The organism is Sorangium sp. So ce1014 (genome assembly GCF_051521505.1).
Classification (GTDB): Bacteria; Myxococcota_A; Polyangia; order Polyangiales; family Polyangiaceae; genus Sorangium.
On sequence record NZ_CP150356.1, the window covers coordinates 834,649 to 854,883 of the forward strand.

Sequence of the window (20,235 nt, forward strand, 5' to 3'; positions counted from 1 at the left end):
GGAGGACCACCATGGCGGGTGTCTTGACGACTTCTGGCCGGCGTGCGGCCGGAGTGATGCTGGGCGCGTTCCTCTGCGCGGTGACCGTGGAGGCGGTCGCCCTGGCGCAGACCCGTGATGCGCCAGGGGCGCCACGCGACGACGGCGCGCGCGCAGCACGCATCTACCGCGCGGGGGTCTCGGCGGCCAGGGAAGGCCGCTGGCAGGAGGCCTACACGGCCTACATCGAGGCATGGAAGCTCAAGCAGCATTTCCAGATCGCGGCGAACCTCGCGCGGGCGGAGCTCAAGCTCGGAAAGCACCGTGATGCCGCGGAGCACATCTCGTTCTTCCTGCGCGAGGCAGAGGGCGTGAGCGAGCTCGATCGTGCGCGGGCTCGGCAGATGCTCGACGAGGCAAAGGCGAGCATCGGAACGCTCACGCTGATCGTGAGCCGAGCGCAGGCCACGGTGCTCGTCGATGGCGTCTCCGTGGGGACATCCCCGCTCGGGCGAGAAGTGTACGTCGAGCCGGGGGAGAGGAGGATCGAGGCGCGGCTCCAGGGCGAGACCCCGGCGATGACCTCGGTGGCGCTGGCGCCGGGAGCGTCGCAGGAGATAGAGCTCCGTTTCGTGGGGCGCGCCGCTGCGGCGGCGGCGATTCAGCCCCGGACGCCGCAGCGTCGCCCGCCCACGGCTCCGGATCGCGGCGCCGCCGGGCCGAGCATGGCGCTCGTCGCAGCCGGCGGCGCGGCCACGGGGCTCGCGGCGGGAACGGCGGTCGTCCTGAGGATCCTCGCGCATAAGAGCGCGCGAGCCGGCGGCAACGCCGCGGTGCCCGGCGCGGACTCCTGCTATGCGAGCGGACCTGCGACGCCGGAGACGCCCGACGACGCGAGGTGCCTCGAGGTGCACAAGCGCCGGACCGAGGCCGCGCGCCTGTACAATGTCTCCACCGGGGTCTTCGCCGCAGCGGGCGTGCTCGGCGCGGCGATCGTGGGCTATGCGCTGTACGGATCGTTGCGGGCCGATGGAGGACCCGCGGTGACGGTCGTTCCCGTGGCGCTGGCGCCCGGGGCAGGAGTTTCGCTGAGCGCACGATGGTGACATCGAGGATGTGACCCTGGGGAGTGACACCATGCGAGTTCGTCTGTTGGAGGAGGTTCGTCGATTCCGGTGCACCGCCGTGCTCGCCGCGGCGTTGCACGCGACCGCGTGTCAGCAGGTACCGGATTGCCGGCACTGTCATGATGGGGAGGGGGATCCACGTCCGGTTCCGGTGGACGGGTGCGGCGTGTTTGCGAGAGCGGGCGAGGACGCTGGAGGCGCCGGGAAGAGCGACGACCCTTACACGCGCTTGCAAGACGCGATCGACCACGCGGAGGGAAGGAAGGTGTGCGCGTGCGCCGACAAGGCGTTCGCCGAGGCGGTGACGCTGCGCGCGGGGATCGAGGTGCACGGGGGTTACACGTGCAACGGGGAGTGGGAGAAGAGCGCGGACAGGAAGAGCACGATCGTGGGGCCAGCGGGGCAGGTCGCGCTGACGCTGACGGGTGAGGCGGGCGGGGTGAAGGTGCAGGGATTCGAGATCCGGGCGAGCGCGATCGAACCTGGCGGCTCGTCCATCGCTGTTGCCGTGGCGGGCATCGCGGCGGAGCTGAGGCAGATGAAGGTGGTGGCCGGCGACGGGATGCCCGGCCAGGACGGTGAGGCGGGGGGGGGCATGGCGGCGGCTGGGCGTGATGCGCCGGCGGAGGGCGCGGAGGACGCGGTGGGCGCGCCGACAGACGCCTGCGTGGCTACCCCGAAAGGCGGTGAGCCCGGACAGATGACGTGCGGTATCGCGAGCACCAACGGTGGTGCGGGCGGGCCTGGGGGGACGCTGGGATCCATCCCCGGGGCATCAGGTAACAATGGTATACCGGAAACAATGGCGAAAGGCAGGGGAGGCACGGTCGACACCGACGGAACACGCCAACCCGGCGAGAACGGTGTCGGCGGCCCTGCCGGGACCCCGGGCGAGGTCGGCTCTGACGAAGGACTTACCCTCGGTGGGATTACGGGCGGCGACGGTGCGCCCGGCGGGCCCGGAACGCCCGGCCAGGGAGGTGGAGGGGGAGCAGGGAGCTACATGATAGCTTATTGCGAACAGGGAAGAGTGTATGTGAATGGTGCTGGCGCCAGCGGTGGGGGCGGAGGCGCGGGCGGATGCGGCGGGAAGGGCGGCGCCGGCGGGAAAGCCGGAGGGTCCAGCATCGGCATCGTGAGCCTCGGGACGCAGCTGGTCCTGGTCGATGTGGCCGTCACCGTGGGAAAGGGCGGCAGAGGAGGAAGCGGAGCGGGCGGGCAAGAGGGCGGACCAGGGGGGAAAGGTGCGGCAGGTGGCAAGAACGTTCTGGGCGACCAAACTGGGCCTCTCTCGGGGGCTGGTGGAAATGGTGGCCTCGGCGGAGCAGGAGGTCCGGGGGCTGGCGGGCGCGGCGGGCATGCGATCGGCATTGCATACAAGGCTGCCGCTGTGGACGCGCCGTCGTTGAAGGAGTTCGTCGCCGGACAGCCGGGTGGCGGCGGCCAGGGCGGACGCGGCCCTTCGACCTACGCGGGCCACCCTGGTAACGGCGCCATGTGCTGGAACTTCCAGACGAAGGCGGAATGCAGGCGGTGAGCCGCGGCGTGTCACCAACGGACTACTCGAACACGGGCGGGCTGTCGAACACCGTCGGACCTGCGGTCTCCGAGGTCGCTGCGGCCGGAGGCGGTGTCCTGCGTTGAGTCCACCTCGCCGGACCTCGCTGCGTCCCCCGGCGCGGCGCCCGGGCGCCTCCCGTGGCCGCCGGCGGCGCCTCCGGTGAGCTCGTGTCCACCCGCGCCGGCGGAGGCGCCGTCGGCTCGATGTCCGGCTCGTCTTCCATCACCGCTGCCGGCGGCGCCGCGACCTCCCCTCTCCTCTCCTCGCGCGCGGGATCCGACAGGACGCCGAGCACCGATGCCGCGGCCACCGCCGCGCTCGCGCCGACGACCGCCCTCCGGAGCCAGCGTCGCGCGGGCGGCCTCTCCACGACGGGCGCTCTCTCCTCCTGCTCGACCTCCGCGGCCGCGGCGCGCGCGCCGGCGGGCGTCGCAGCGGCCGCGGCCTCCTCGCGCCGCACCGTCTGGGCCTCGGGTCCCCTGCGCGCGGCGCCCTCGGGCGCGCCCGCCGCCAGCGCGCCCTGCGCCGCGTAGCGCTCCCGCCAGCCCACCGGCTTCGACCTCTCCGGCTCTGCGCCATACGGCCTCGCGCTGAACACCGTCCGGGCGATCTCCGCCTCGTCCCCGGGCACCTCCTCGAGGCGCAGGAGCCGGCCCTGGCGCTCCTCCGTCGCGACATCGCGCTCGGTCACGAGCCGCACCGACAGCCCGCCCGGGATACCGGCCTCTCGACCGGTGGTGATCGCCGTCCACTTGATGTTCGAGCGGAACAGCACCGCCGCGAGCCTCGAAGCGACGCTCGCGACCGCCTCGAACGGCTCGTCGTCGCCGTGCACGATGACCACCCGCCTCGGCTGCGCGGCCGCATCGGCGACCCACGCCCAGGACAGGTCGCTGCGCGGCAACCTCGGGAGATCGTCGAACGCCTCCACATAGCGCGCCAGCACGCGGGACACGCCGTCCGGCCGCTCCAGGACCGCGCGCACGTACGCGCGGTAGAAGGCGCTCGCGGGAGAGTCGGACTCTCCTGCGTTCATCGTGTGGCGGTGGAACGTGATCGCCGCTTCGAGCAGCGACGCAGGGCGCACCTCGCGATCGACCGCCGCGATCCCGTGCGCGAACGGCGGGTGCCCCCTGCCCGCGTGATCCGTCGCGCCGCCGATCCGGAACGCGAAGATCAGGCAGATCGCGCCGTGCCCTGCCTCGTGCTGGGTGTCGTCGCGCGAGAGATTGCCGATGGCGAACGCGTGTGTGCCGTTCGTCTGCGGCTCGATGTACTTCATCAGGCGCGCGAGGTGGCTGAAATGCGTCGGCGTGAGCGGTCCCTGGGGGACCTCCGGGCCATACATGAAATCGATCTGGTGCTCCGGGACGTTCCCGTGGAGCACGTGGTACCACGGCGCGTCGTCCGCGGCGCGGTAGCGCGGAGGCTCGTACCCCGCGGCGCTGGCTTCATTTCTGCGCATGGGGCCCGACCTGCTGAGCCGAGAGCCGCGCTGTCTGGGAAATGGCCGTCGGCGCGAGGACCTCCTGCTTGATGCGCTGGAGGAGCTGACCGTCGTAGGCGTGCTTCGGCAGGATGCGCTCGACGAAGTGCGAGAACAGGTGGTGCGTGCTGTGGCCGTAGCTCGCCGAGCCCACGAGCACCCGCGTGCTGACGTGGTTCTTGAGCCGCTCGATCCCGTCGATCAGCGGCCGGTAGTGCCTGTGCGCCTCCAGCTCGATCTCGGCCGGCGTCCCGGAGAGGACGTCCGACTTGTTGATGAACAGGACGACCGCCTTGCAGGCGGTCAGCGTCTTCGAGCCGAAGAAGTAGCGCAGCGACTGCGGCTGAAATTCCCGGATCTGCTCCTCTACCCGGGCCGGATCCACATGCCGTCCATCCTTGGACGCGAGATCGACCACGAGGAGCAGGCCGTGGACCTCTTCCACGACGAGCTCGTGCTGGGCCTCGACGAGATGCTCTCCGCCCCAGTCGCCGATCTCGAAGATGTGCTCGGTCAGCTCTTCCTTGGTGGACACGTTGCTCACGGTCCGCTCGTAGCGCTCGATCTTCGTCCCTTGCAGCTTGCCGAGGTCAACGAGGGGATTGGCCCACTTCAACGTGAGCGAGGTCTTCCCGGTCCCTTTGATGCCGAGCGTCAGGATCTTGTACCGTTTCTGCGTGATCTTGGGCCGAGCGTCCAGCTCCCTCCGTAACCACTCGATCTCTCGTTGCTGCGCGTCGAGCCATTCGATCTTCTGTCGATCCTCGCTCCGGGCGCGCTCGAGCGTCTCTCGGTCCTGGGCGTGCTCGGAGCGCAGCTGTTCGAGCTGCACCTTGGATTGACGGAGGGCCTCCGCGTTCCGTGCGGCCTCGCGCAGCTGTCCCTTCAACGAGGCCGTCCGGGCCGCGAGACAGGTCATGCCAGCGCCACAGCCGAGCGCGCCGAGCCCGAAGAGGATCGAAAAATCTACGGTCATATCCACGCACCTCACCCCCGCCGACTGGGCGGCCTGCGTCGCGCCGTTCCCGGCGGACGGTCCGCGGGCCGCGGCGGCGCCCATGGGCTCAAGTGCTATCACAGTGTGCCTCGACGACCAGCCGAGTCCCGGCGTCGCTGCCAGTCCGAGCCGCCGTGTCCGGGGCGTCGCGCGCCGCTCCGCGCACGGCGATGTCGCCTTGTCCACGTCGGCGTCCGGCGAAGGGCGAGCGCGGCGGGCCGTCACGGCGGCGCCTGCGGAGCGCGGGGCTCAGGAGGATCGCGGCGAAGCGTACGTCATGCGGACGGCAGCACGGCGAGATCGACGAGGATCCGTCGAAGCTCCTCGACCCGCTCCTTCTCGAGGGGCTGCAGCGGGGCCCGAAGCGGCCCGACCCGATGGCCCATCAGCTCCAGGGCCGCCGAGATGGCTCGCGGCAGGCCATGCGCGACGATGAACTGAAGGAAAGGCAGCTGGCGGTAGAAGGAGCGCCGGGCGGCGTCGAGGTCGCCGCGAGTCACCGCGTCGTAGAGCTCGACGGTGAGGCGAGGGATGACGTGCGGGGCCGCCGTGCACCAGCCGCGGGCCCCGGCCACGAATGCGGCGAGCGCGAGCGGATTGCTCCCGTTGTAGAAGGCAACCTGGTCGCCACAGAGCTGCACGAGCCGCTGCATCCGGTTCACGTCCCCGGTGCTCTCCTTCACCATCGTGACATTCGGGATGCGCAGCAGCCGCGCGATCGTGTCGGGACTCAGGTCGAGGCCGCCCGTCGCCGGGTTGTTGTACACGGCGATGGGGAGGGAGATGGCCTTCGCGACCGTCTCGAAATGCGTCACGATCTCCTTGTCCGAGAGCTTCCAGTAGCTCATCGGGAGGATCATCACCGCGGTGGCGCCGGCCCTCTCCGCGTACTTCGCGTGGTGCACGGTCCGCTCCGTGGTGAGGCTCGACACGCCGACCAGGGTCGGAGCCCGGCCCGCCACGCGCTTGACGACGAGGTCGGTGACGGCCTCGCGCTCCTCGTCCGAGAGGTACGGCAACACCCCGGTGCTGCCCAGCGGCGCGATCGCATGGACGCCCGCGGCGAGCATGTCGTCGACGATGCGCCCGAGGAGTCGTTCATCGACGCGTCCGGCTTCCGTGAACGGCGTGATGGGGTAAGCGACGATTCCACGGAGAGAGGAGGTCATCGCGCGCCTCCTTCCGCCTCGTGGTCCTTGTCGAGGAGCTGGTCACCCCGATCGGGCACCTCCTCGCGCAGCGCGACGCCTCCCATGTTCTGCAGCATCGGCGCGTTCTCGCAGGCCAGGTAGCGTGCCTGCCCCTCTCCTGTGTTGACGTGGTTGTGCCAGGCCCACACAGGGACGTAGACCGCGTCCCCCTGCTTCCAGTCGACGCGCTTCCCGCCCACGTACGAGTAGCCCTCTCCTTCCAGGACGTAGAGGAGGGTCTCGTACGTGTGCCGATGCCGATTCGAGGATTGCCCCGGATCGAGCCAGCCGATGGTCATGCTGATCGCGTGGGACGGGAGGTCCACGAAGAAGACCGGGTGTTTCCTTGCTTTCGAGTAGTCGCCGTGACGCCCGGCGGACTCGACCGCGGGGTGCGCGAGCTTCTCTGGCATCACCACGCGCGGCCGCGGCGGCGTCTTGTCGAAGTCTGCTGAATGGAACCGTTCGCTCATTTCTGCTCCTTGTCCGCGCGAAGAGCGTCTTGCGCAGGACCAGGAGTAGCGCGAAGCTGGACCCATGACAGGCTCCAGAACGAACATGTCGACGGGTCCAGCTGGTCGGCCCTGGCGCTTCGACCTGGTGCTCGACGGCGGTGCGTCCGTGCCGCGGCAAACCCAGCTGAGCCGCGCGATCGTCCAGGAGATCCAGCGCGGACGACTCCTGCCGGGCTCGACGCTTCCGGGCAGCCGGACGCTCGCAGCCCAGCTCAAGGTCAACAGGAAGGTCGTCGTTGCCGCCGTGGACGAGCTTGTGGCCCAGGGGTGGCTCGAGGCGTTACCCGCCCGCGGCACCCGGGTTGCGCTCAACCTTCCGACGCTCGCTGTCGCCGACGCCGAGGGCCGCCGCTCCGTCGAGACGGCGCTCGACCGGCGACGCGCCGCCGTGATCGCGGTGAACGACGGGGTTCCAGACGCCCGGATCGCGCCCCTGGACGAGCTCGCGCGCGCCCAGCGGCGCGCCCTCCGAGCGCTGGCTCGGACGGGCCTCGGCTACGGAGATGCTGCAGGCGATCCCGTGCTCAGGGAGGTCCTCGCGGGCTTCGTCAACCACGCTCGCGGGCTTTCGTGCTCCTCGGAGGAGGTCGTCTTGACGCGTGGCAGCCAGGGCGCGCTGAGCCTGTTCGCGCTGGCGATGCTGGAGCCTGGGGATGTCATCGCCGTCGAGCACCCCGGTTACGCGCCGGCATGGCGCGCCTTCCAGCTCGCTCGTGCCGACGTCGTCCATGTGCCCGTCGACGCGGAGGGCCTTCGAACGGATGAGCTGGAGGTGCACGCGAAGAGGCTCAAGGGGCGCCTCAAGGCCGTGTACGTGACGCCGCACCATCAGTACCCCACGACCGTCGCGATGTCCGCTGAGCGTCGAATGCACCTGCGACGAATCTGTGAATCTTTCCGGCTCTACATCGTGGAGGACGACTACGACTACGAGTACCACTTCGAGGGCGCGCCGCTCTTGCCCCTCTCTGCGACAAAGGACCTCTCGTCGCGCTGCATCTACATCGCATCGCTCTCGAAGCTCATCGCCCCCGCCCTGCGGCTCGGATACATCATCGCGGACAGGTCCGTCGTCGCGCGCCTGAGGGCGGTCCGCGAGCTGCTCGATCGTCAGGGAGACGTCGTCCTCGAGCGCGCCGTGGCCGAGCTCATCGAGGACGGCGAGGTTCAGCGTCACGCGCGGCGCGCCCGGCAGCTCTACCGGCAGCGCCGTGATTACCTGCTGCAACAGATCGAGTCGAGGTCGCCCTTGCGCTCCGCGATCGTGTGCGACCCGCCTGGCGGGGGACTGGCGCTCTGGATGCGCTTGCGCAGCTTGACTTCGGAAGAGCTCGTCAGACGCGCGCACGCGCGCGGCCTGGCCCTCACGCCGGGGTCTGCTCACGTCGCGGCTGGGTCCGTCCCCGCATTTCGCTTCGGCTTCGCGGCGCACACGAGCGAGGAGCTGTCGAGGATCTGCGACGCGCTGGAGGCGTGTCTCCAGCCCGACTCCGACAAGGGCGCCAGACCCGGGGGCCACCGGGGGTCCGAGGCGAAAAGGGCGCCAGACCGGGGGGTCACCGGGGGTCCGAGGCGAAAAAGGCAACCGTGAAGCGGTTCGGGGCAGCGGTGAGGCGGTTCGGGGCAGCCGTGAGGCGGTTCGGGGCAACCGTGAAGCGGTTCGGGGCAGCCGCGAAGCGGTTCGGGGCAGCCGGGAAGCGGTTCGGGGCAACCGTGAGGCGGTTCGGGGCACGGCGGCCGACTGGCGCTCACCGCCGCTTCGCGCACGCCGGGCACGCGATCCTGCCCTGCGCGTTCGGCGCGCACGCCTCGCAGAGCAGGTGCATCCGATCGTCGCAGGCCGCCGGCCTCGACGTCGCCGCGGCGCACGCCTCGCACGTGAGCCTGTCCAGGCTCGACGCGCCCGCCGGGAGCCGCGCGACGAGCTCCCGCGACTCCTTGCGACGCCGGAGACGCAGGCTCACGAGCGCCGCCGGGACCTCGGCGATCACCAGCGCCGCGACCGAGCACGTCACCCTCGCCGCGAACCGCGCGGGCAGGGCCTCCAGCTTCGCGTTCCGCTCCGCCACGAGGTGCGCCACCTTGGCCTCGACCGCCTTCGGCTCCGCGCGCCGCCGCGGCGCCCGCGCCTCCGCGATCAGGTCCGCGAAATACGACACGATGCGATCGTGATCCCGCGCGTGCCTTCGCTCGACCTCGTCGAGCAGCGGCTGCACCGCCGCCCGCACCGCCCGCTCCGCGCGGAGCGCGATCCAGTCCGCCGCGCGGCCGTCCGCCGCGAGCGGCGCGGCGCTCGGCTGCACGAGCGCGCTCGGCCAGGCGAGGTCCAGGTGCGCGCCCACCGCGGCGTCCGGCTCGCCGCCGTCGTGCGCGCTCACCACCACCCGGACGAGCCCCTCGCGCCGATCGTCGGCCTCGACGACATGCGCGACGCTGGCCGCGACGTACACCGCCGTACCCATCGAGATCTGCCCGGGCTCGCAGAGCCCGTTGCGCAGCGCGAAGCGGTCCGCGGCGGCCCTCACATGCGCCGGCCGCGGCGGATCCGCGGCGAGACGCACCGACGTGGACACCGGCCGCCCGCGCGCCCTCGCGATCAGCCGCTCGAGCAGCGTCGAGCCGAGGCCGCACGCGACGTCCCCGTCCCGATCGGGGTAGAGCGCGAGGGCGCACTCCTCCGGGATCTCGATCTCGGCCGCGAGCCGCGGCGGCAACAGCGCCACCGCCCGCGCGTCCTCCCGCTCGGCGAGCGCTCCGGCCTCCGCGAGCGCCTCGACAACGAAATCGAGCGGAGCGGGCAGCGCGCCCCCCGCAGGCGAGGCCGTCCCCGGCGACGCGGTCATGCCTCGTAGTCCTTCCCGAAGAGCCTCGCGTCGAGGCGCTTCACCTGCTCGTAACGCCCGCGCGCCGCGGCGAGCTCCTCGGCGATGGCGTCGAAGCCGCTCGCGAGCTCCTCCTCCGAGCGCGACGTCGCGTAGAGCGCGACGATCCGCTCCTCCAGGTCGCGCTCGTCGGCCAGGTTGCCGAGGACCATGTCCATCTCCCCGACGACCAGCTCGAACAGGTGCAGGCGGCGATCCAGCAGATCGAGGACGCGCTCCTCGGCGGTGCCGCGCGCGCAGAGGTTGTAGACGCGCACCTCCTCCCGCTGGCCCATCCGGTGCAGCCGCCCGATCCGCTGCTCGATGAGCATGGGATTGTAGGGGAGATCGAAGTTCACGAGGACATGGCAGTGATGGAGGTTGTGCCCCTCGCCGCCGGCGTCGGTCGAGACGAGCACGCGCGCGCGGCCCTCGCGAAACGCCGAGAGGGCCGCGCGCTTGTCCGCGGCGGAGAGGCCGCCGTGGAACGCCGCGGGCTCGACGCCCGCGTCGCGGAGCACGGCCTCGATGTACGACAGCGTGTCGCGGAACCGGGTGAAGACGAGGATCTGCTCGTCGTGCGCGCGCGCGAGCTCGACGAGCGCGCCGCCCTTCCGGGACGCGCGGACCGAGGCCGCCTGCTTCGCGAGGGCGGCCAGCGCGGCGCGCAGCGCGGGCGCGCGCCTGTCGCTCGCGCTCATGCGCTCGAGGCTCCCGCGCACGGCGGCCGGGCTCGATCCGGCGCCGAGCAGGAGCGTCGACGTGACAAGCCGGGTGCCGGCGTCGGCCCCGTGCGCGCGCACGAGCGCGAGGACGCGCTCGTAGAGCTCGCGCTCCTCCGGCAGCGGGTCGACAAGCGTTGTGCTCACGTAACGGGGCGGCAGCGCGAGGCCGCTGTCGGCGCGGGTGTTGCGGACCATCACCTCGGCGAGCAGGGCGCGCAGCCGCTCCCGGTTCTTCGGCGACAGCGGGTCCTTCGGGTCGACGAACTGGGCGCGGAAGGCGGCCGGGGTCGCGAACTGACCGGGCTTGAGCAGCGTCACGAGGTTGTAGAGCTCCTCGAGGTCGGTCTCGATCGGCGTCGCCGTGAGCATCAGGAGGAACCGGCTGTGCAGGCCGTCGACAAGCCTGAAGCCGGCGGTCGTGCGGCTCTTGACGTGGTGGGCCTCGTCGACGATCACGAGGTCCCACGAGCCGGCCTGGACGAGCGGCGCGTGCTTCGCGCTCCTCGCGAGGGCGAGCGACGCGACGACCACGCCCTCGTCGCGCCAGAAGGCCTCGGGGTCGGCCGTGCGCGCGGCGTCGTCGGTGGTGCGCGCCGCGATCCCGGCCTTCTCCGCGAGCTCGCCCGTCCACTGGCCGACGAGCGCCGGGGGGACGAGGATGAGCGCCCGCCGGACCATCCCGCGGAGCTGGTACTCGCGCAGGATCATGAGCGCCTCGACGGTCTTGCCGAGCCCGACCTCGTCGGCGAGCAGCGCGCGCCCGCGGAACCCGCGGAGCACGCGGCGGGCGGTCTCGGTCTGGTAGCGGTGCGGCTCGACGCCGGTGAGGGCGGCGAGCGCGAGCAGCTCCTCGAACTGCTCGGCCGAGGCGAGCAGATGGGCGCGCAGCGCGTGGCTCACCGCCGCGAGCGAGGCCGGCGGGCCCTGGAGCCGCTGGAGCAGCTCGGACCGGTCGAGGCCGGCCATCAGGAGCGGCGCCGGCTTCCTGGGCGGCGGGGCCGGCAGAGGCGGAGCGGGCTCGGGCGGGCGCTCCTGGGGCGGGGCGGCGGGAGGGCGTCGAGGCGGCGCAGCGGGCGCTTCGGTCCGCCGAGCCGGCGTGGCAGGCCGGGCTCGAAGGGGGGCGGCAGGGCGTGCGGGGGGCGGCTGCCGCTCGGCGCGAAGCGCGTGGATGAGCTGCTGGACGTCGCGCCGATCAACGAGCTGGACGAGCCGGCGCGATAGACCGACGTTGCGGTCGAGGCAGAACGTGCTCGCGTTGTAGGCCAGGAACGCCGGATCCGCGCTCGTCGCTTCGCGCATTCGCTCGATGAGCCCGCCCCCCGCGAGCGCCGGCGGAAGGCCGTTCGCCAACAGCAGCTCATGCGCCTCATCGAGCGTCATCGGCAGCTGGCGCGACCGGCCCGAGAGCGCGAATGCCAAGGTGAAGAGATCCGCGCCGGAGAGCAGCCCGCCGCCGGCGCCCGCGGCGAGCAGCCCTCTCACGTCGCTCGCGGTGATGGACGTGATGGGCGTCGTGGAGACCTGCATACCTTCGCCGCCTGTATCCCGCCGTCACCGGGCTGTCGAGGTGCCATGAGCAGGCGGGCGGCGGAGAATGAGACGATTATTTTTGGAAAATTGACGCTCCTGATCGGAATGCGTTGCTCTCCGCGTCGCGCGGCCGGGAGGCTGGCATCGATGGAGAAGGCACATGCGTCCGGGCACCGCCAATCTGCGGCCCGTGGTTCTTTTCCCATGGAACTGGCACTCTTGGCGGTTCCTCTCTTTCCGCGATGAACCTCCCGTGCCGTGACGATCCTCCCGCAGCGGAGCTAACGAGCGAGGAGCCCTCGAAGCCTCCTTCGCGCTCGGTCGAGCCGCCGTACCGCCGTCGAGCTCGGTATGCCGACCCCGCGCGCGATCTCGCGGATGCCGTGACCGATCGCGGCGAGGGCGAGCATCTCGCCGTCGCGCCGCGGCAGCCTGGATACGGCGAGACGCACGCTGAGAAGGTGCTCGCGCGCCTCGACGAGGACATCGTCGTCCCGCGGCGGCGCCGGCTGCACGCTCCACGGATCCGCCACCGGGATCTCCCGGCGGACCGAGGCGCGCTTGCGGTGGCGCCCCACCGTGCGCCAGACGATGCCGTAGAGCCAGCCGCGGAGCGCTCGCCGCGGATCGACGGACGCGTCCGGGTGGTACCTGCCCTCCTCGACAGCCATCCACGCAGCCAGGATCACTGCTTGCACCACATCCTCACGGTCGCGGGGCGATACGCCGCCGGCGCGCACGAGCGCGGCGATCCAGCGGCGCTCGGCGACGATGCGCTCCGCGGGAATGCGGATCGCCGGGTGCTTCGCGATCGATGGACGGCGGCGCCGGGGCGCGCTGCGCTCGTGGACAGCGGTTGTCGTGCGGCGTCGAGTCTGCATACCGGACCTCGGCAAGAGGGTGTCTGTCGAGAAGCCCTCAGCACCATCGCGCGCCCGTGACGGCCGCGCGCCGGCCGCGCGCGCAGGCCGACATCGCAGCTCGCCGGTCGAGTCGGCCCACGTCGAGCACCTCGGGCGCCGATGCTCGTGATTCCTCGTCGCGGAGGCGCTGTTCTTCAGCCAGCGAATTCAGCGAACGCGCGCTGCGGGCGTCGAGAGCGCCAGGGACACATCGCGGCCCTGCGAGGGCGCGGCGCCTGGCAGGTCGCGGCGGCGGCGCTCCAGCAGCGCACGCGCCAGCGCTTCCTTCCCGATGGCGCGGGCGGCGGCGGCCATCCTCAGGCGCTCCTGCTCATCGCCCTGCGCGATGGGCCAGCGCTGCGCCGGGCGGGACATGCCTCGAGGACGAAGAGCCGCGCTGCCCTGGTCGTGCGAGGCCACCGTCGCTCCTGGTGAAGGATGCTTGTCGCTCGCGGCTGAGTACGAGAGCTCGCTCGCTCCCCCCGCCGGCGCCGCGGTCGACGAGGCGCGAGCACGCGCCGTGAGAGAAGCGCCCGGCGGCGCCGCGCCTCCGGGAACGAGAAGGCCGCTGTGCCCGGCCAGCAGGAGCCCTGCTGTCAGGACGACGCCAAAGGCGCTCACCGCGAGCGAGGCGCCGCCGTGAGCGGCTGTTCGCAGGCGCGGTGCCCTTGCGCCGGACACTGCATCTCGGAGCGCGCGCCGCACGCGGTGAGCCAGGCGCTCCCGCCATGCGGCGCGCCGGGGACGCTCCCCCGCGCCACCGGCCGCGCGCATCGGGAGCAGCGCGGCGAGGCGACGGCGATGGCGCGCCTGCCAGCGGCGCGCCGCTGCCTTGAGCTCCTCGCGCCCGTGGCGGACTCGGCTCTTCGCGGTGGTGGCGGGGATCGAGAGCAGCTCCGCAACCTGCCCGATGCCCTCCTCGTCCAGCTCGTGGGCAATCAGCGCCTCGCGCCGCTCCGGCGGCAGCTCGAGCAGCAGCGTCGACAGGAGCTGCCGCCGCTCGTGCTCCATCCGGCGCTCCTCGGAGCTCGGCGCCTTGTCGGCGACCTCCAGCGGCTCGTCCGGCCACGGCGCCTCGCGGCGCCGGTAGGCGCGGCGCCGGTGGTTGGATGCATGGTTGTGGACGATGGCCTTCAGCCAGGCGCGCAGCTCGCCCCGGGCCGGATCGAAGGTGGCCAGGGCCCGCGAGATGCTGTGCAGCACCTCCTGAAGCACATCCTCCCTGTCGGCCTCCGGGATCCTCTCCGACGCCACGCAACCGCGCAGGTAGCGGAGGTGTTCGCGGACGACGGTCTCCCAGGTGGGCGGCGGCGCTCCGGCGGGCGTACCGCGCGGATCCTTTGCATCCATGCCCGATCCATTATCCGCCGGTTACCCGATGGCGCTCGAAATCGTTCCCGGTCCCCCGCCCGGGCTGCCGATATTGCGCTCTTGGCGGATTCCGGATCCCCGGCAAGCGCTGAGCCGCCGTGGCGAGGGGTGAGCGCAGGCCGGGTCCTTGATGCTTTACGCGGACGTCTTCTGATTTGTCATTCGATCCCTCGCTCGTTCGGCGCCTGAACGCGTGCTTGCGGGCGATCTTCGGGCCGACTAGCGTCGCCGCCCATGCGCTTGACGAGGTGCGTGGCGCCTGCGCTGCTGTTGTGCGCTTCAGGCTGGAGCGGCGGTGCGATGGCCGAGGTGCCGCAATCGCCCGGTACGAGGGCGGGCGGTACGGGGGCGGGGGGCTCGCCCTCGGCGGTCTCGCCGTCAGGAGCCTCTCGATCGGCGGCTTCGCCCCCGGGCGTCTCGCCCCCGGACGCCTCGCCCGCAGTGATTGCGGCGACGCTCCGCCGGGCGGAGCAGGAGCGGCGCGCCGGGCGATGGGAGGAGGCAGCGGCGGCGTGTCGAACGGCGTGGGAGTCGACGGGCGACCCTCGCTGGGCCGGGGAGCTCGGGCTGGCGGAGCTCTCGCTGCGCCGCTACCGGGACGCCGCGGAGTACCTGCGTCGGGCGCTCGAGGCGGGGGATGCGCTCGCGCCGGGCGTCAGGGCAAAGCTCCAGCGAGGGCTCCAGCGGGCCGCGCAGGAGGTCGCCGCGGTCGCGATCGTGGTGGGCGAGCCCGAGGCCGAGGTGTTCATGGACGGCCGGCGCGTCGGCCAGGGGCTCGCCACGTACGTGGTCTATGTCGAGCCCGGCAGCCACGAGGCGCGGGCGACGCTCGGAGGCCACGAGGACGGCGTGGGGCGCTTCGAGGCGCAGCGCGGGGACACGCCGGCGATCGGCCTGGCCCTCAAGGAGAAGCCGCCGGGGCCAGCGGCGGTCGCGCCACCTCCGCGGCCCCGTGCCGCGGCGGTCGCTCCGGGGCCGGCGGCGCTGCGGCCCGCGGCCGCGGAGGTGGCGATCGGCCCGGCGATCCGGGTCGGGGGGCTCGCGCTCGCGACGGCGGGCGTCGTGGTCGGCGCGGGGTTCGCGCTCGCGTCGGCGGTCAAGGACACCGAGGCCGAGACGCTGCGCGACGAGCTGCGCAGCGCGCTCGACGACCGGGCGGATACGGCGTGCAGCCCCAGGCGGCCGGACCTGGATGCGGGGTGCCTCCAGCTCGGGGATGCGGTCGATTCCCGCGACGCCCTGGGCCTGATCGCGCTCGCCAGCTTCGTGGCGAGCGGCGTGGTCGGCGCGGCGGCGCTCTCGTCGTTCTTGTGGGCGCCCTCGCCGGACCACGGCGGTGTCCGCGTGGTCCCGCAGGCGGCGGCGCGCGGCGGCGGCGTCCGGATCGAGGGGGCGTGGTGATGGCCCGGCGTCGAGGAGATGCGGCGATGAGGTGGTGGACGGCGGGGCGGATCCTGGCGGCGCTGGTCGGCCTGGGGGCTGCGGCGGTCGTGATGGCGAGCGGCTGCGGGGCCGTCGACGGCTACGACTGCCACGAGTTCCTGACGTGCGACATCATCAACGAGGACGGCACCAACAACGGCGCCTGCTATGGGACCTGCGTCGAGGTCAATTCCTCTGATTTCGAGGAGCAGCCTTTCATCGTCTGGATGGGCCCCGCTCCGGAGCAGCCGTCCTGCGAGGGGGTCATGCTGGCGGACGGCGGCAGCGCGGGCCTGAGGGAGTACGAGCGGCTCGTCGCCGAGCCGGATCGCGCTGTCCGCTGCGGTCCGTGCGCGTGCACCGAGCCCGCGTGCGTGTTGCCGGTCGGCCTCACCGTGACCACCGGCTGGATGTGCGACGACGGTCCCGGCGAGACGGTGACCCCGTTCCGCGCGCCGCCCGCCTGGGACGGGGCGTGCGTCGCGCCCGGCGCGGTGGCTCCCGAGGCGTTCGGCTCGTTCGAGATCGCTCCGGTCACCACGCGCCCCTGCGACGTCGCGCTGGCCCCGGTGCCGCGCGACGGCGATCTGCCGGGCGGAGGGCAGAGCGCTGTCGTGTGCAGCGGGGGCAGCGAGCCGACGCTGTGCCCGGGCAAAAACACCTTTTGCATGCCCGCCGCGTCGCAGCTCCCGCCGGGATCCCGCCGCTGCGTCGTCTCGAAGATGGAGGGCGACTACGCGATGTGCCCCTCCGATGGCGGCGCCCCCGGCCGTGCGTTCTCGGAGCGGTTCACCTTCTGGAAGGTGAGCGAGGACGAGCGCCGCTGCACGCCGTGCGCGTGCACCGAGATCGCGCCGAGCGCGTGCGAGGCGATCGTGTCGACGTTCGAGGACGACGCGTGCGCCCACCTGGTCGACGCTGCCGCGGTCGCCGAGAACGGCGTCTGCCACGCCGCCGAGCCCGGGTCGGCGCTCGGGAGCATGCGGGCGGAATGGCGGGTCAACGTGCCCGGGAGCTGCGTGCCGAGCGGCGGGGAGCTCGCGGGCGAGCTGGCCATTGAGAGGAGGACGCTGTGCTGCATGCCGGAGGAACAATGATGCACGCGAGAGGGAGGACGAGGGCGATAGCGATGGCGGCGGCGCTCCTCTCGCTCGGCGCGGGCGCAGCGCTCGCCGGGGCGTCGTGCATCCGTCTCGACTCGGGCTGCCGCGGGGAGGAGTGCCGGATCACCAATGACCACACGTGCCCCTGGAACTGCTCGCCGGCTGTCTGGGACAGCGCCCTCTTCCCCGACTTCAATACCTTCCTCCCGTACTTCGTCTGGACAGGGAACCCACGTGATGCGCCGGACTGCACGTCGGCCAACGCCTACCATGAGGGAGACTTCTATCGAGATCCGAAGTCCCTCGACCGCTGTCCACGCTGCGTCGCCGAGCCGGTGAGGGAAAGCAGGTATCATAGCGTCGAGCTCAGGAAAGGTGCCCAGTGTGTCTCGGGCGAGGACATCGGCGGGACGGTCACCCGCGCGTTCATGATTCCGGTCGAGTGGGACGGGAGCTGCATCTCCGAGGTGGTGGCCCTGGATCCCGCCGCGCAGGACGCCGACGTCGGCGTAGGACGGAGCTGGGGCAACGGGGGGCCCTCCTGCGCGGCCTCGCTCTCGCGGGCGGACGTGGAGGCCACCTGGGGAAGCCTCGTCCGGGTGTGTCAGCGCTACTGGGAGTATGACGAGGTTTGCTGGAATCTTGCCAGCCAGTGTGTGCCGGATCTGGCGCCGGAGTTCCGTCACTGTCTCAAGTACGACGGTGACGAAGAGCTCCCGGAGTGCCCCCCCTCTCATCCCGAGCTGGTGCAGGCCTACACCGGCGTGAAGGGGTGCTCCGCGTGCGGGGCCGAGGACCCGTTGGACGACGGGAAATGGCGGGAGACGACGGCGACACTCACCTTCTACGCAGACGAGCAGTGTACGCAGCCCCTTCCCACCACAAACATCTACGATAAATGCTTTAACGTGCCACCCGGCTCTCTTCCGCGGAGCGTCACCGCGACGCTGACCGTCGAGAGGGTATCCGCCTGCGAGGCCGTCGGCGGTGAGCAGGAGGGCGAGCTCGAGCCGGAAGGCCTGGTGAGCTTCTGCTGCAAGGCGCCGCGGTGACACGAGCCCCGGGCGCCTGGCGGCGGTTCACCCCCGCGGGTGCGCGAACGATAACGATGCGCCGGTCAGGCGGGAGAGCTCATCGGCTCGCGCTCAGCAATGCCTGGATCCCGTCCGCGAGGCTGTCCTGCCGCTGCCTGCGGAGGACGGAGACGAGCGCGGTCGCGAGCGGTCCTGGGGCCACGATCGGCCCGGCGAGCTCGTTCAGCCAGGCCGCCAGGATCTCGCCCGGATCGCGGCCGATGGCGGCGCCGCGGAGCAGCGACGCGAGGGTGTCGGCGAGCTCCCCGCGTCCCTCGGCGCGGAGCTGTGCGCAGAGGTCGGCCGCGAGGCGTGCGGGGTCCACGATCGGCCCGGCGACGTCGCGCGCCCAGAACATCATGATTGAGCCCGCGAGCGTGTCGCGGCCCTCGGCGCGGAGCCTGGTGACGAGCGCACAGGCCAGGACGTCCGCGGGGTAGCTGCCCCCCAGCGTGTCGGCCAGGGCCCGGAGCGCGGCGCCATCGGGCGGGGACTCGTGCTTTCTGGCGGCCGCTGGCGGCTGGGCCGGCGACGGCGACGGCGTCTCTGCCTCGCGGCGCTCCCGTTCTTCGTGGGCGTGGATTGCCCTCGCGATGGCATCGGCGAGCTCGTGGTGACCGTCGGCGCAGAGCCGCTCTCTCAACGCCACCCCGAGGTCGAGCGACAGGGTATTCTCGACCCGGCTCGCGAGCTCGTGACGCCCTTGGGCGCGAAGCGTCGCGGCTTCGTGGCGCCTCGTGGCGATCTTCCCCTGGACCTCGTCGAGCCAGAGCATCGGGTCGGCGTCGACAGGGCCGCCGCCCAGCAACGACACGATCGCGTCCGCGAGCTCTGCTTGTCCGTCGACGCGCAGCTTCCCGACCAGCGCCGTGGCGAAGCGTCCGGCGTCGCAGATCGGCCCGCTGGCCTCGTGACGCTCGCTCTGCCGGATGAGCCCGGGCAACGCTTCGCGCCTGTCGAGGGAGAGCCTCCCCTGCAGCGCATCGCTCAGGACGTGCGCTGCGTGACTGCGGGCGAGCTCGTCTCCGAGCGCGACGAGCGCCGCGCGCTCGCTGGGTTCAGCGGGCCTTGCCATGAGCTCCTACTTCCAGGCCGCGCCGAGCGCAGGCGCTGGTGTCAAATGCATCCAGGTGATGGGAAGATCAAATCTCGGATTTTTATTAAAAATGCAATGAAATGAGTGAAAGGCGCGAGCGTCCGGGGTGGACGTCGACGCGATGCTTACGGCGCACCTCGACGAATCATTTCGCGTCTTGCGTGGCGAGCTCTCCGAGCCGCTGGAGGCGCTGCCCGGAGGGGCCATCCTCCACGACCCAGGGGGCCGCAGGGTCGTACGCTGTAACACCCCACGCCGGCAGCGGCGCTCCTTGAGCGATACCGGTCAGCCCATGCCGCATGATTTTACGGCCTGTACCCGACAGCTTGTCTACTGGATGCGCAACCGTTCGAAGTCGTTGAAGGCCCGCTCGACGAGGTTCATCACCGACCGACCGCCTGGCCGCCGCAGCATGGTGAGGTTCGGAAAATCAAAGGTGCACGGAATCAGGATTGTTTCGTCGCGCTCCCAGGGGTACTCGGCGTTCTCAGGTGACGCCAATCGATCGGTAGCCGGCGCGAGCTTCTCGATCTCCCGAGCGAGGGCTGTCGCATTCCGCTGGAGAGTCTGTAGAGCTGCATCTTGCCCTCGATATTCGTCGCGAATCATCTCGCAGCGAAAGAACTGATTGATGAACTCGACGAACCCGGTGTGATGCCTCACCAGCTCGTCCACGTCAGCGGCGGTGTCGCGGATGCGATACGCCTTGGCGATCTTCTCGGTCGCCATTTGAAGGTAGTGCAGCGTGTGACATTGCGGAAAGCTGGGTTTCGTGAGCGCCGAGAGATGCTTGTAGACGTCCCAATCCGACCGTCCTTGAGCCGCGAACGCGACGGCAAAGGCTTGACGTCTCGCTCCGGCGTCCATCACGCTGCCAGCCCATCGCGCGTAAACCGCTGCGCGCAGTCGAGCCTCCAACCCTTCGGGAGCTTCGAATCGCCCGCCTGAATCGCCTCGAATTCCGTGGGCGTCACTTCGGCGATCACCGTCGGGAACGGAACGTCTTGGGTCGGCGCGAACTCGAACGGCGTGACGCCTCCGGTGGCCACGGTCGCGGCGTTGACCTCCAGCAGCTTGATAGGCTCCGTCGCGCTGGCTTCGTTCTCGGCGACGATGCGATAGACAGCTTGAAGATGCGGCTCGAGCTCAAAGTGTTCCGCGATGAGCTCCCGCGCTACCTGATCCTTCGAGGTCATGCTCGATCATACCTCTCAAGGGTGGTCCCGACAACCGCGACGTGGTCGCGCGGGCGGGCGTGGAGCAAGCGTGCGCCCGCGGCGTCGTCCCTCTCCCAGCG

17 protein-coding genes are annotated in these 20,235 nt (G+C 71.5%); 6 read left to right on the forward strand and 11 right to left on the reverse strand.

Annotated elements, in window-relative coordinates; all coding sequences use genetic code 11:
• The first annotated feature begins 11 nt into the window (after positions 1 to 11).
• Positions 12 to 1,085 carry a hypothetical protein gene (locus WME75_RS03195; RefSeq protein WP_437486290.1) on the forward strand — a complete coding sequence of 358 codons (1,074 nt, stop codon included), beginning with the start codon at positions 12 to 14 and terminating at the stop codon, positions 1,083 to 1,085.
• A 31-nt stretch (positions 1,086 to 1,116) separates the two neighbouring features.
• Positions 1,117 to 2,643 carry a hypothetical protein gene (locus tag WME75_RS03200; RefSeq protein WP_437486292.1) on the forward strand — a complete coding sequence of 509 codons (1,527 nt, stop codon included), beginning with the start codon at positions 1,117 to 1,119 and terminating at the stop codon, positions 2,641 to 2,643.
• Positions 2,644 to 2,665: 22 nt separating this feature from the next.
• Here the strand turns inward: WME75_RS03200 and WME75_RS03205 are convergent, their stop codons facing one another.
• The 4 genes from WME75_RS03205 to WME75_RS03220 form a co-directional block, all read right to left on the reverse strand.
• Positions 2,666 to 4,132, reverse strand: a complete 1,467-nt coding sequence (locus tag WME75_RS03205; RefSeq protein ID WP_437486294.1) for a hypothetical protein — start codon at positions 4,130 to 4,132, stop codon at positions 2,666 to 2,668.
• Positions 4,119 to 5,129 (reverse strand): hypothetical protein, encoded by a 1,011-nt coding sequence (locus tag WME75_RS03210; protein ID WP_437486296.1) that lies wholly within the window; start codon positions 5,127 to 5,129, stop codon positions 4,119 to 4,121. The genes WME75_RS03205 and WME75_RS03210 overlap by 14 nt, the downstream gene beginning before the upstream one ends.
• A gap of 296 nt (positions 5,130 to 5,425) precedes the next feature.
• Positions 5,426 to 6,319 carry a dihydrodipicolinate synthase family protein gene (locus tag WME75_RS03215; RefSeq protein ID WP_437486297.1) on the reverse strand — a complete coding sequence of 298 codons (894 nt, stop codon included), beginning with the start codon at positions 6,317 to 6,319 and terminating at the stop codon, positions 5,426 to 5,428.
• A complete protein-coding gene (locus WME75_RS03220; RefSeq protein ID WP_437486299.1) occupies positions 6,316 to 6,813 on the reverse strand; it encodes a cupin domain-containing protein in 498 nt (165 codons plus the stop codon). The genes WME75_RS03215 and WME75_RS03220 overlap by 4 nt, the downstream gene beginning before the upstream one ends.
• Before the next feature lie 64 nt (positions 6,814 to 6,877).
• Here WME75_RS03220 and WME75_RS03225 point away from each other — a divergent pair, with 64 nt between their 5' ends.
• Positions 6,878 to 8,446, forward strand: a complete 1,569-nt coding sequence (locus WME75_RS03225; protein ID WP_437486301.1) for a PLP-dependent aminotransferase family protein — start codon at positions 6,878 to 6,880, stop codon at positions 8,444 to 8,446.
• 157 nt (positions 8,447 to 8,603) lie between these two features.
• Here WME75_RS03225 and WME75_RS03230 read toward each other — a convergent pair whose 3' ends face one another.
• From WME75_RS03230 to WME75_RS03245, 4 genes are all read right to left on the reverse strand, one after another.
• On the reverse strand, positions 8,604 to 9,698 hold the full coding sequence (locus WME75_RS03230) for a hypothetical protein (RefSeq protein ID WP_437486303.1): 1,095 nt from the start codon (positions 9,696 to 9,698) through the stop codon (positions 8,604 to 8,606).
• Positions 9,695 to 11,968 (reverse strand): DEAD/DEAH box helicase, encoded by a 2,274-nt coding sequence (locus WME75_RS03235; protein ID WP_437486305.1) that lies wholly within the window; start codon positions 11,966 to 11,968, stop codon positions 9,695 to 9,697. The genes WME75_RS03230 and WME75_RS03235 overlap by 4 nt, the downstream gene beginning before the upstream one ends.
• Before the next feature lie 284 nt (positions 11,969 to 12,252).
• Positions 12,253 to 12,852 (reverse strand): RNA polymerase sigma factor, encoded by a 600-nt coding sequence (locus tag WME75_RS03240; protein WP_437486307.1) that lies wholly within the window; start codon positions 12,850 to 12,852, stop codon positions 12,253 to 12,255.
• 189 nt (positions 12,853 to 13,041) lie between these two features.
• Positions 13,042 to 14,223, reverse strand: a complete 1,182-nt coding sequence (locus WME75_RS03245) for a sigma-70 family RNA polymerase sigma factor (RefSeq protein ID WP_437486309.1) — start codon at positions 14,221 to 14,223, stop codon at positions 13,042 to 13,044.
• A gap of 462 nt (positions 14,224 to 14,685) precedes the next feature.
• Between WME75_RS03245 and WME75_RS03250 the strand changes: the two genes are divergently transcribed.
• From WME75_RS03250 to WME75_RS03260, 3 genes are read left to right on the forward strand one after another with little or no spacing between them, the layout of a single operon-like run.
• Entirely contained in the window at positions 14,686 to 15,645 is a 960-nt protein-coding gene (locus WME75_RS03250) for a hypothetical protein (RefSeq protein WP_437486311.1), read from the forward strand.
• A 26-nt stretch (positions 15,646 to 15,671) separates the two neighbouring features.
• The gene (locus tag WME75_RS03255) at positions 15,672 to 16,763 is read left to right on the forward strand and encodes a hypothetical protein (RefSeq protein WP_437486313.1); all 1,092 of its coding nucleotides are present in this window, start codon (positions 15,672 to 15,674) and stop codon (positions 16,761 to 16,763) included.
• Positions 16,760 to 17,821, forward strand: a complete 1,062-nt coding sequence (locus WME75_RS03260) for a hypothetical protein (RefSeq protein WP_437486314.1) — start codon at positions 16,760 to 16,762, stop codon at positions 17,819 to 17,821. The genes WME75_RS03255 and WME75_RS03260 overlap by 4 nt, the downstream gene beginning before the upstream one ends.
• Positions 17,822 to 17,900: 79 nt before the next feature.
• On the opposite strand, the gene WME75_RS03265 is transcribed toward WME75_RS03260, so the two are convergent.
• The 3 genes from WME75_RS03265 to WME75_RS03275 form a co-directional block, all read right to left on the reverse strand.
• A complete protein-coding gene (locus WME75_RS03265; RefSeq protein WP_437486316.1) occupies positions 17,901 to 18,917 on the reverse strand; it encodes a hypothetical protein in 1,017 nt (338 codons plus the stop codon).
• A gap of 351 nt (positions 18,918 to 19,268) precedes the next feature.
• Positions 19,269 to 19,808 (reverse strand): hypothetical protein, encoded by a 540-nt coding sequence (locus tag WME75_RS03270; RefSeq protein WP_437486318.1) that lies wholly within the window; start codon positions 19,806 to 19,808, stop codon positions 19,269 to 19,271.
• Entirely contained in the window at positions 19,805 to 20,134 is a 330-nt protein-coding gene (locus tag WME75_RS03275; protein WP_437486320.1) for a hypothetical protein, read from the reverse strand. The genes WME75_RS03270 and WME75_RS03275 overlap by 4 nt, the downstream gene beginning before the upstream one ends.
• Between the last annotated feature and the right edge of the window lie 101 nt (positions 20,135 to 20,235).

What these genes read in the sequence shown, in the direction of transcription:
- WME75_RS03235 (WP_437486305.1), bottom strand. Translation starts at nt 11,968, where the DNA reads ATGCAGGTCTCCACGACGCCCATCACGTCCATCACCGCGAGCGACGTG.
- WME75_RS03220 (WP_437486299.1), bottom strand. Translation starts at nt 6,813, where the DNA reads ATGAGCGAACGGTTCCATTCAGCAGACTTCGACAAGACGCCGCCGCGG.
- WME75_RS03240 (WP_437486307.1), bottom strand. Translation starts at nt 12,852, where the DNA reads ATGCAGACTCGACGCCGCACGACAACCGCTGTCCACGAGCGCAGCGCG.
- WME75_RS03255 (WP_437486313.1), top strand. Translation starts at nt 15,672, where the DNA reads ATGAGGTGGTGGACGGCGGGGCGGATCCTGGCGGCGCTGGTCGGCCTG.
- WME75_RS03230 (WP_437486303.1), bottom strand. Translation starts at nt 9,698, where the DNA reads ATGACCGCGTCGCCGGGGACGGCCTCGCCTGCGGGGGGCGCGCTGCCC.
- WME75_RS03275 (WP_437486320.1), bottom strand. Translation starts at nt 20,134, where the DNA reads ATGACCTCGAAGGATCAGGTAGCGCGGGAGCTCATCGCGGAACACTTT.
- WME75_RS03200 (WP_437486292.1), top strand. Translation starts at nt 1,117, where the DNA reads ATGCGAGTTCGTCTGTTGGAGGAGGTTCGTCGATTCCGGTGCACCGCC.
- WME75_RS03215 (WP_437486297.1), bottom strand. Translation starts at nt 6,319, where the DNA reads ATGACCTCCTCTCTCCGTGGAATCGTCGCTTACCCCATCACGCCGTTC.
- WME75_RS03205 (WP_437486294.1), bottom strand. Translation starts at nt 4,132, where the DNA reads ATGCGCAGAAATGAAGCCAGCGCCGCGGGGTACGAGCCTCCGCGCTAC.
- WME75_RS03225 (WP_437486301.1), top strand. Translation starts at nt 6,878, where the DNA reads ATGACAGGCTCCAGAACGAACATGTCGACGGGTCCAGCTGGTCGGCCC.
- WME75_RS03245 (WP_437486309.1), bottom strand. Translation starts at nt 14,223, where the DNA reads ATGGATGCAAAGGATCCGCGCGGTACGCCCGCCGGAGCGCCGCCGCCC.
- WME75_RS03265 (WP_437486316.1), bottom strand. Translation starts at nt 18,917, where the DNA reads ATGGCAAGGCCCGCTGAACCCAGCGAGCGCGCGGCGCTCGTCGCGCTC.
- WME75_RS03260 (WP_437486314.1), top strand. Translation starts at nt 16,760, where the DNA reads ATGATGCACGCGAGAGGGAGGACGAGGGCGATAGCGATGGCGGCGGCG.
- WME75_RS03195 (WP_437486290.1), top strand. Translation starts at nt 12, where the DNA reads ATGGCGGGTGTCTTGACGACTTCTGGCCGGCGTGCGGCCGGAGTGATG.
- WME75_RS03210 (WP_437486296.1), bottom strand. Translation starts at nt 5,129, where the DNA reads ATGACCGTAGATTTTTCGATCCTCTTCGGGCTCGGCGCGCTCGGCTGT.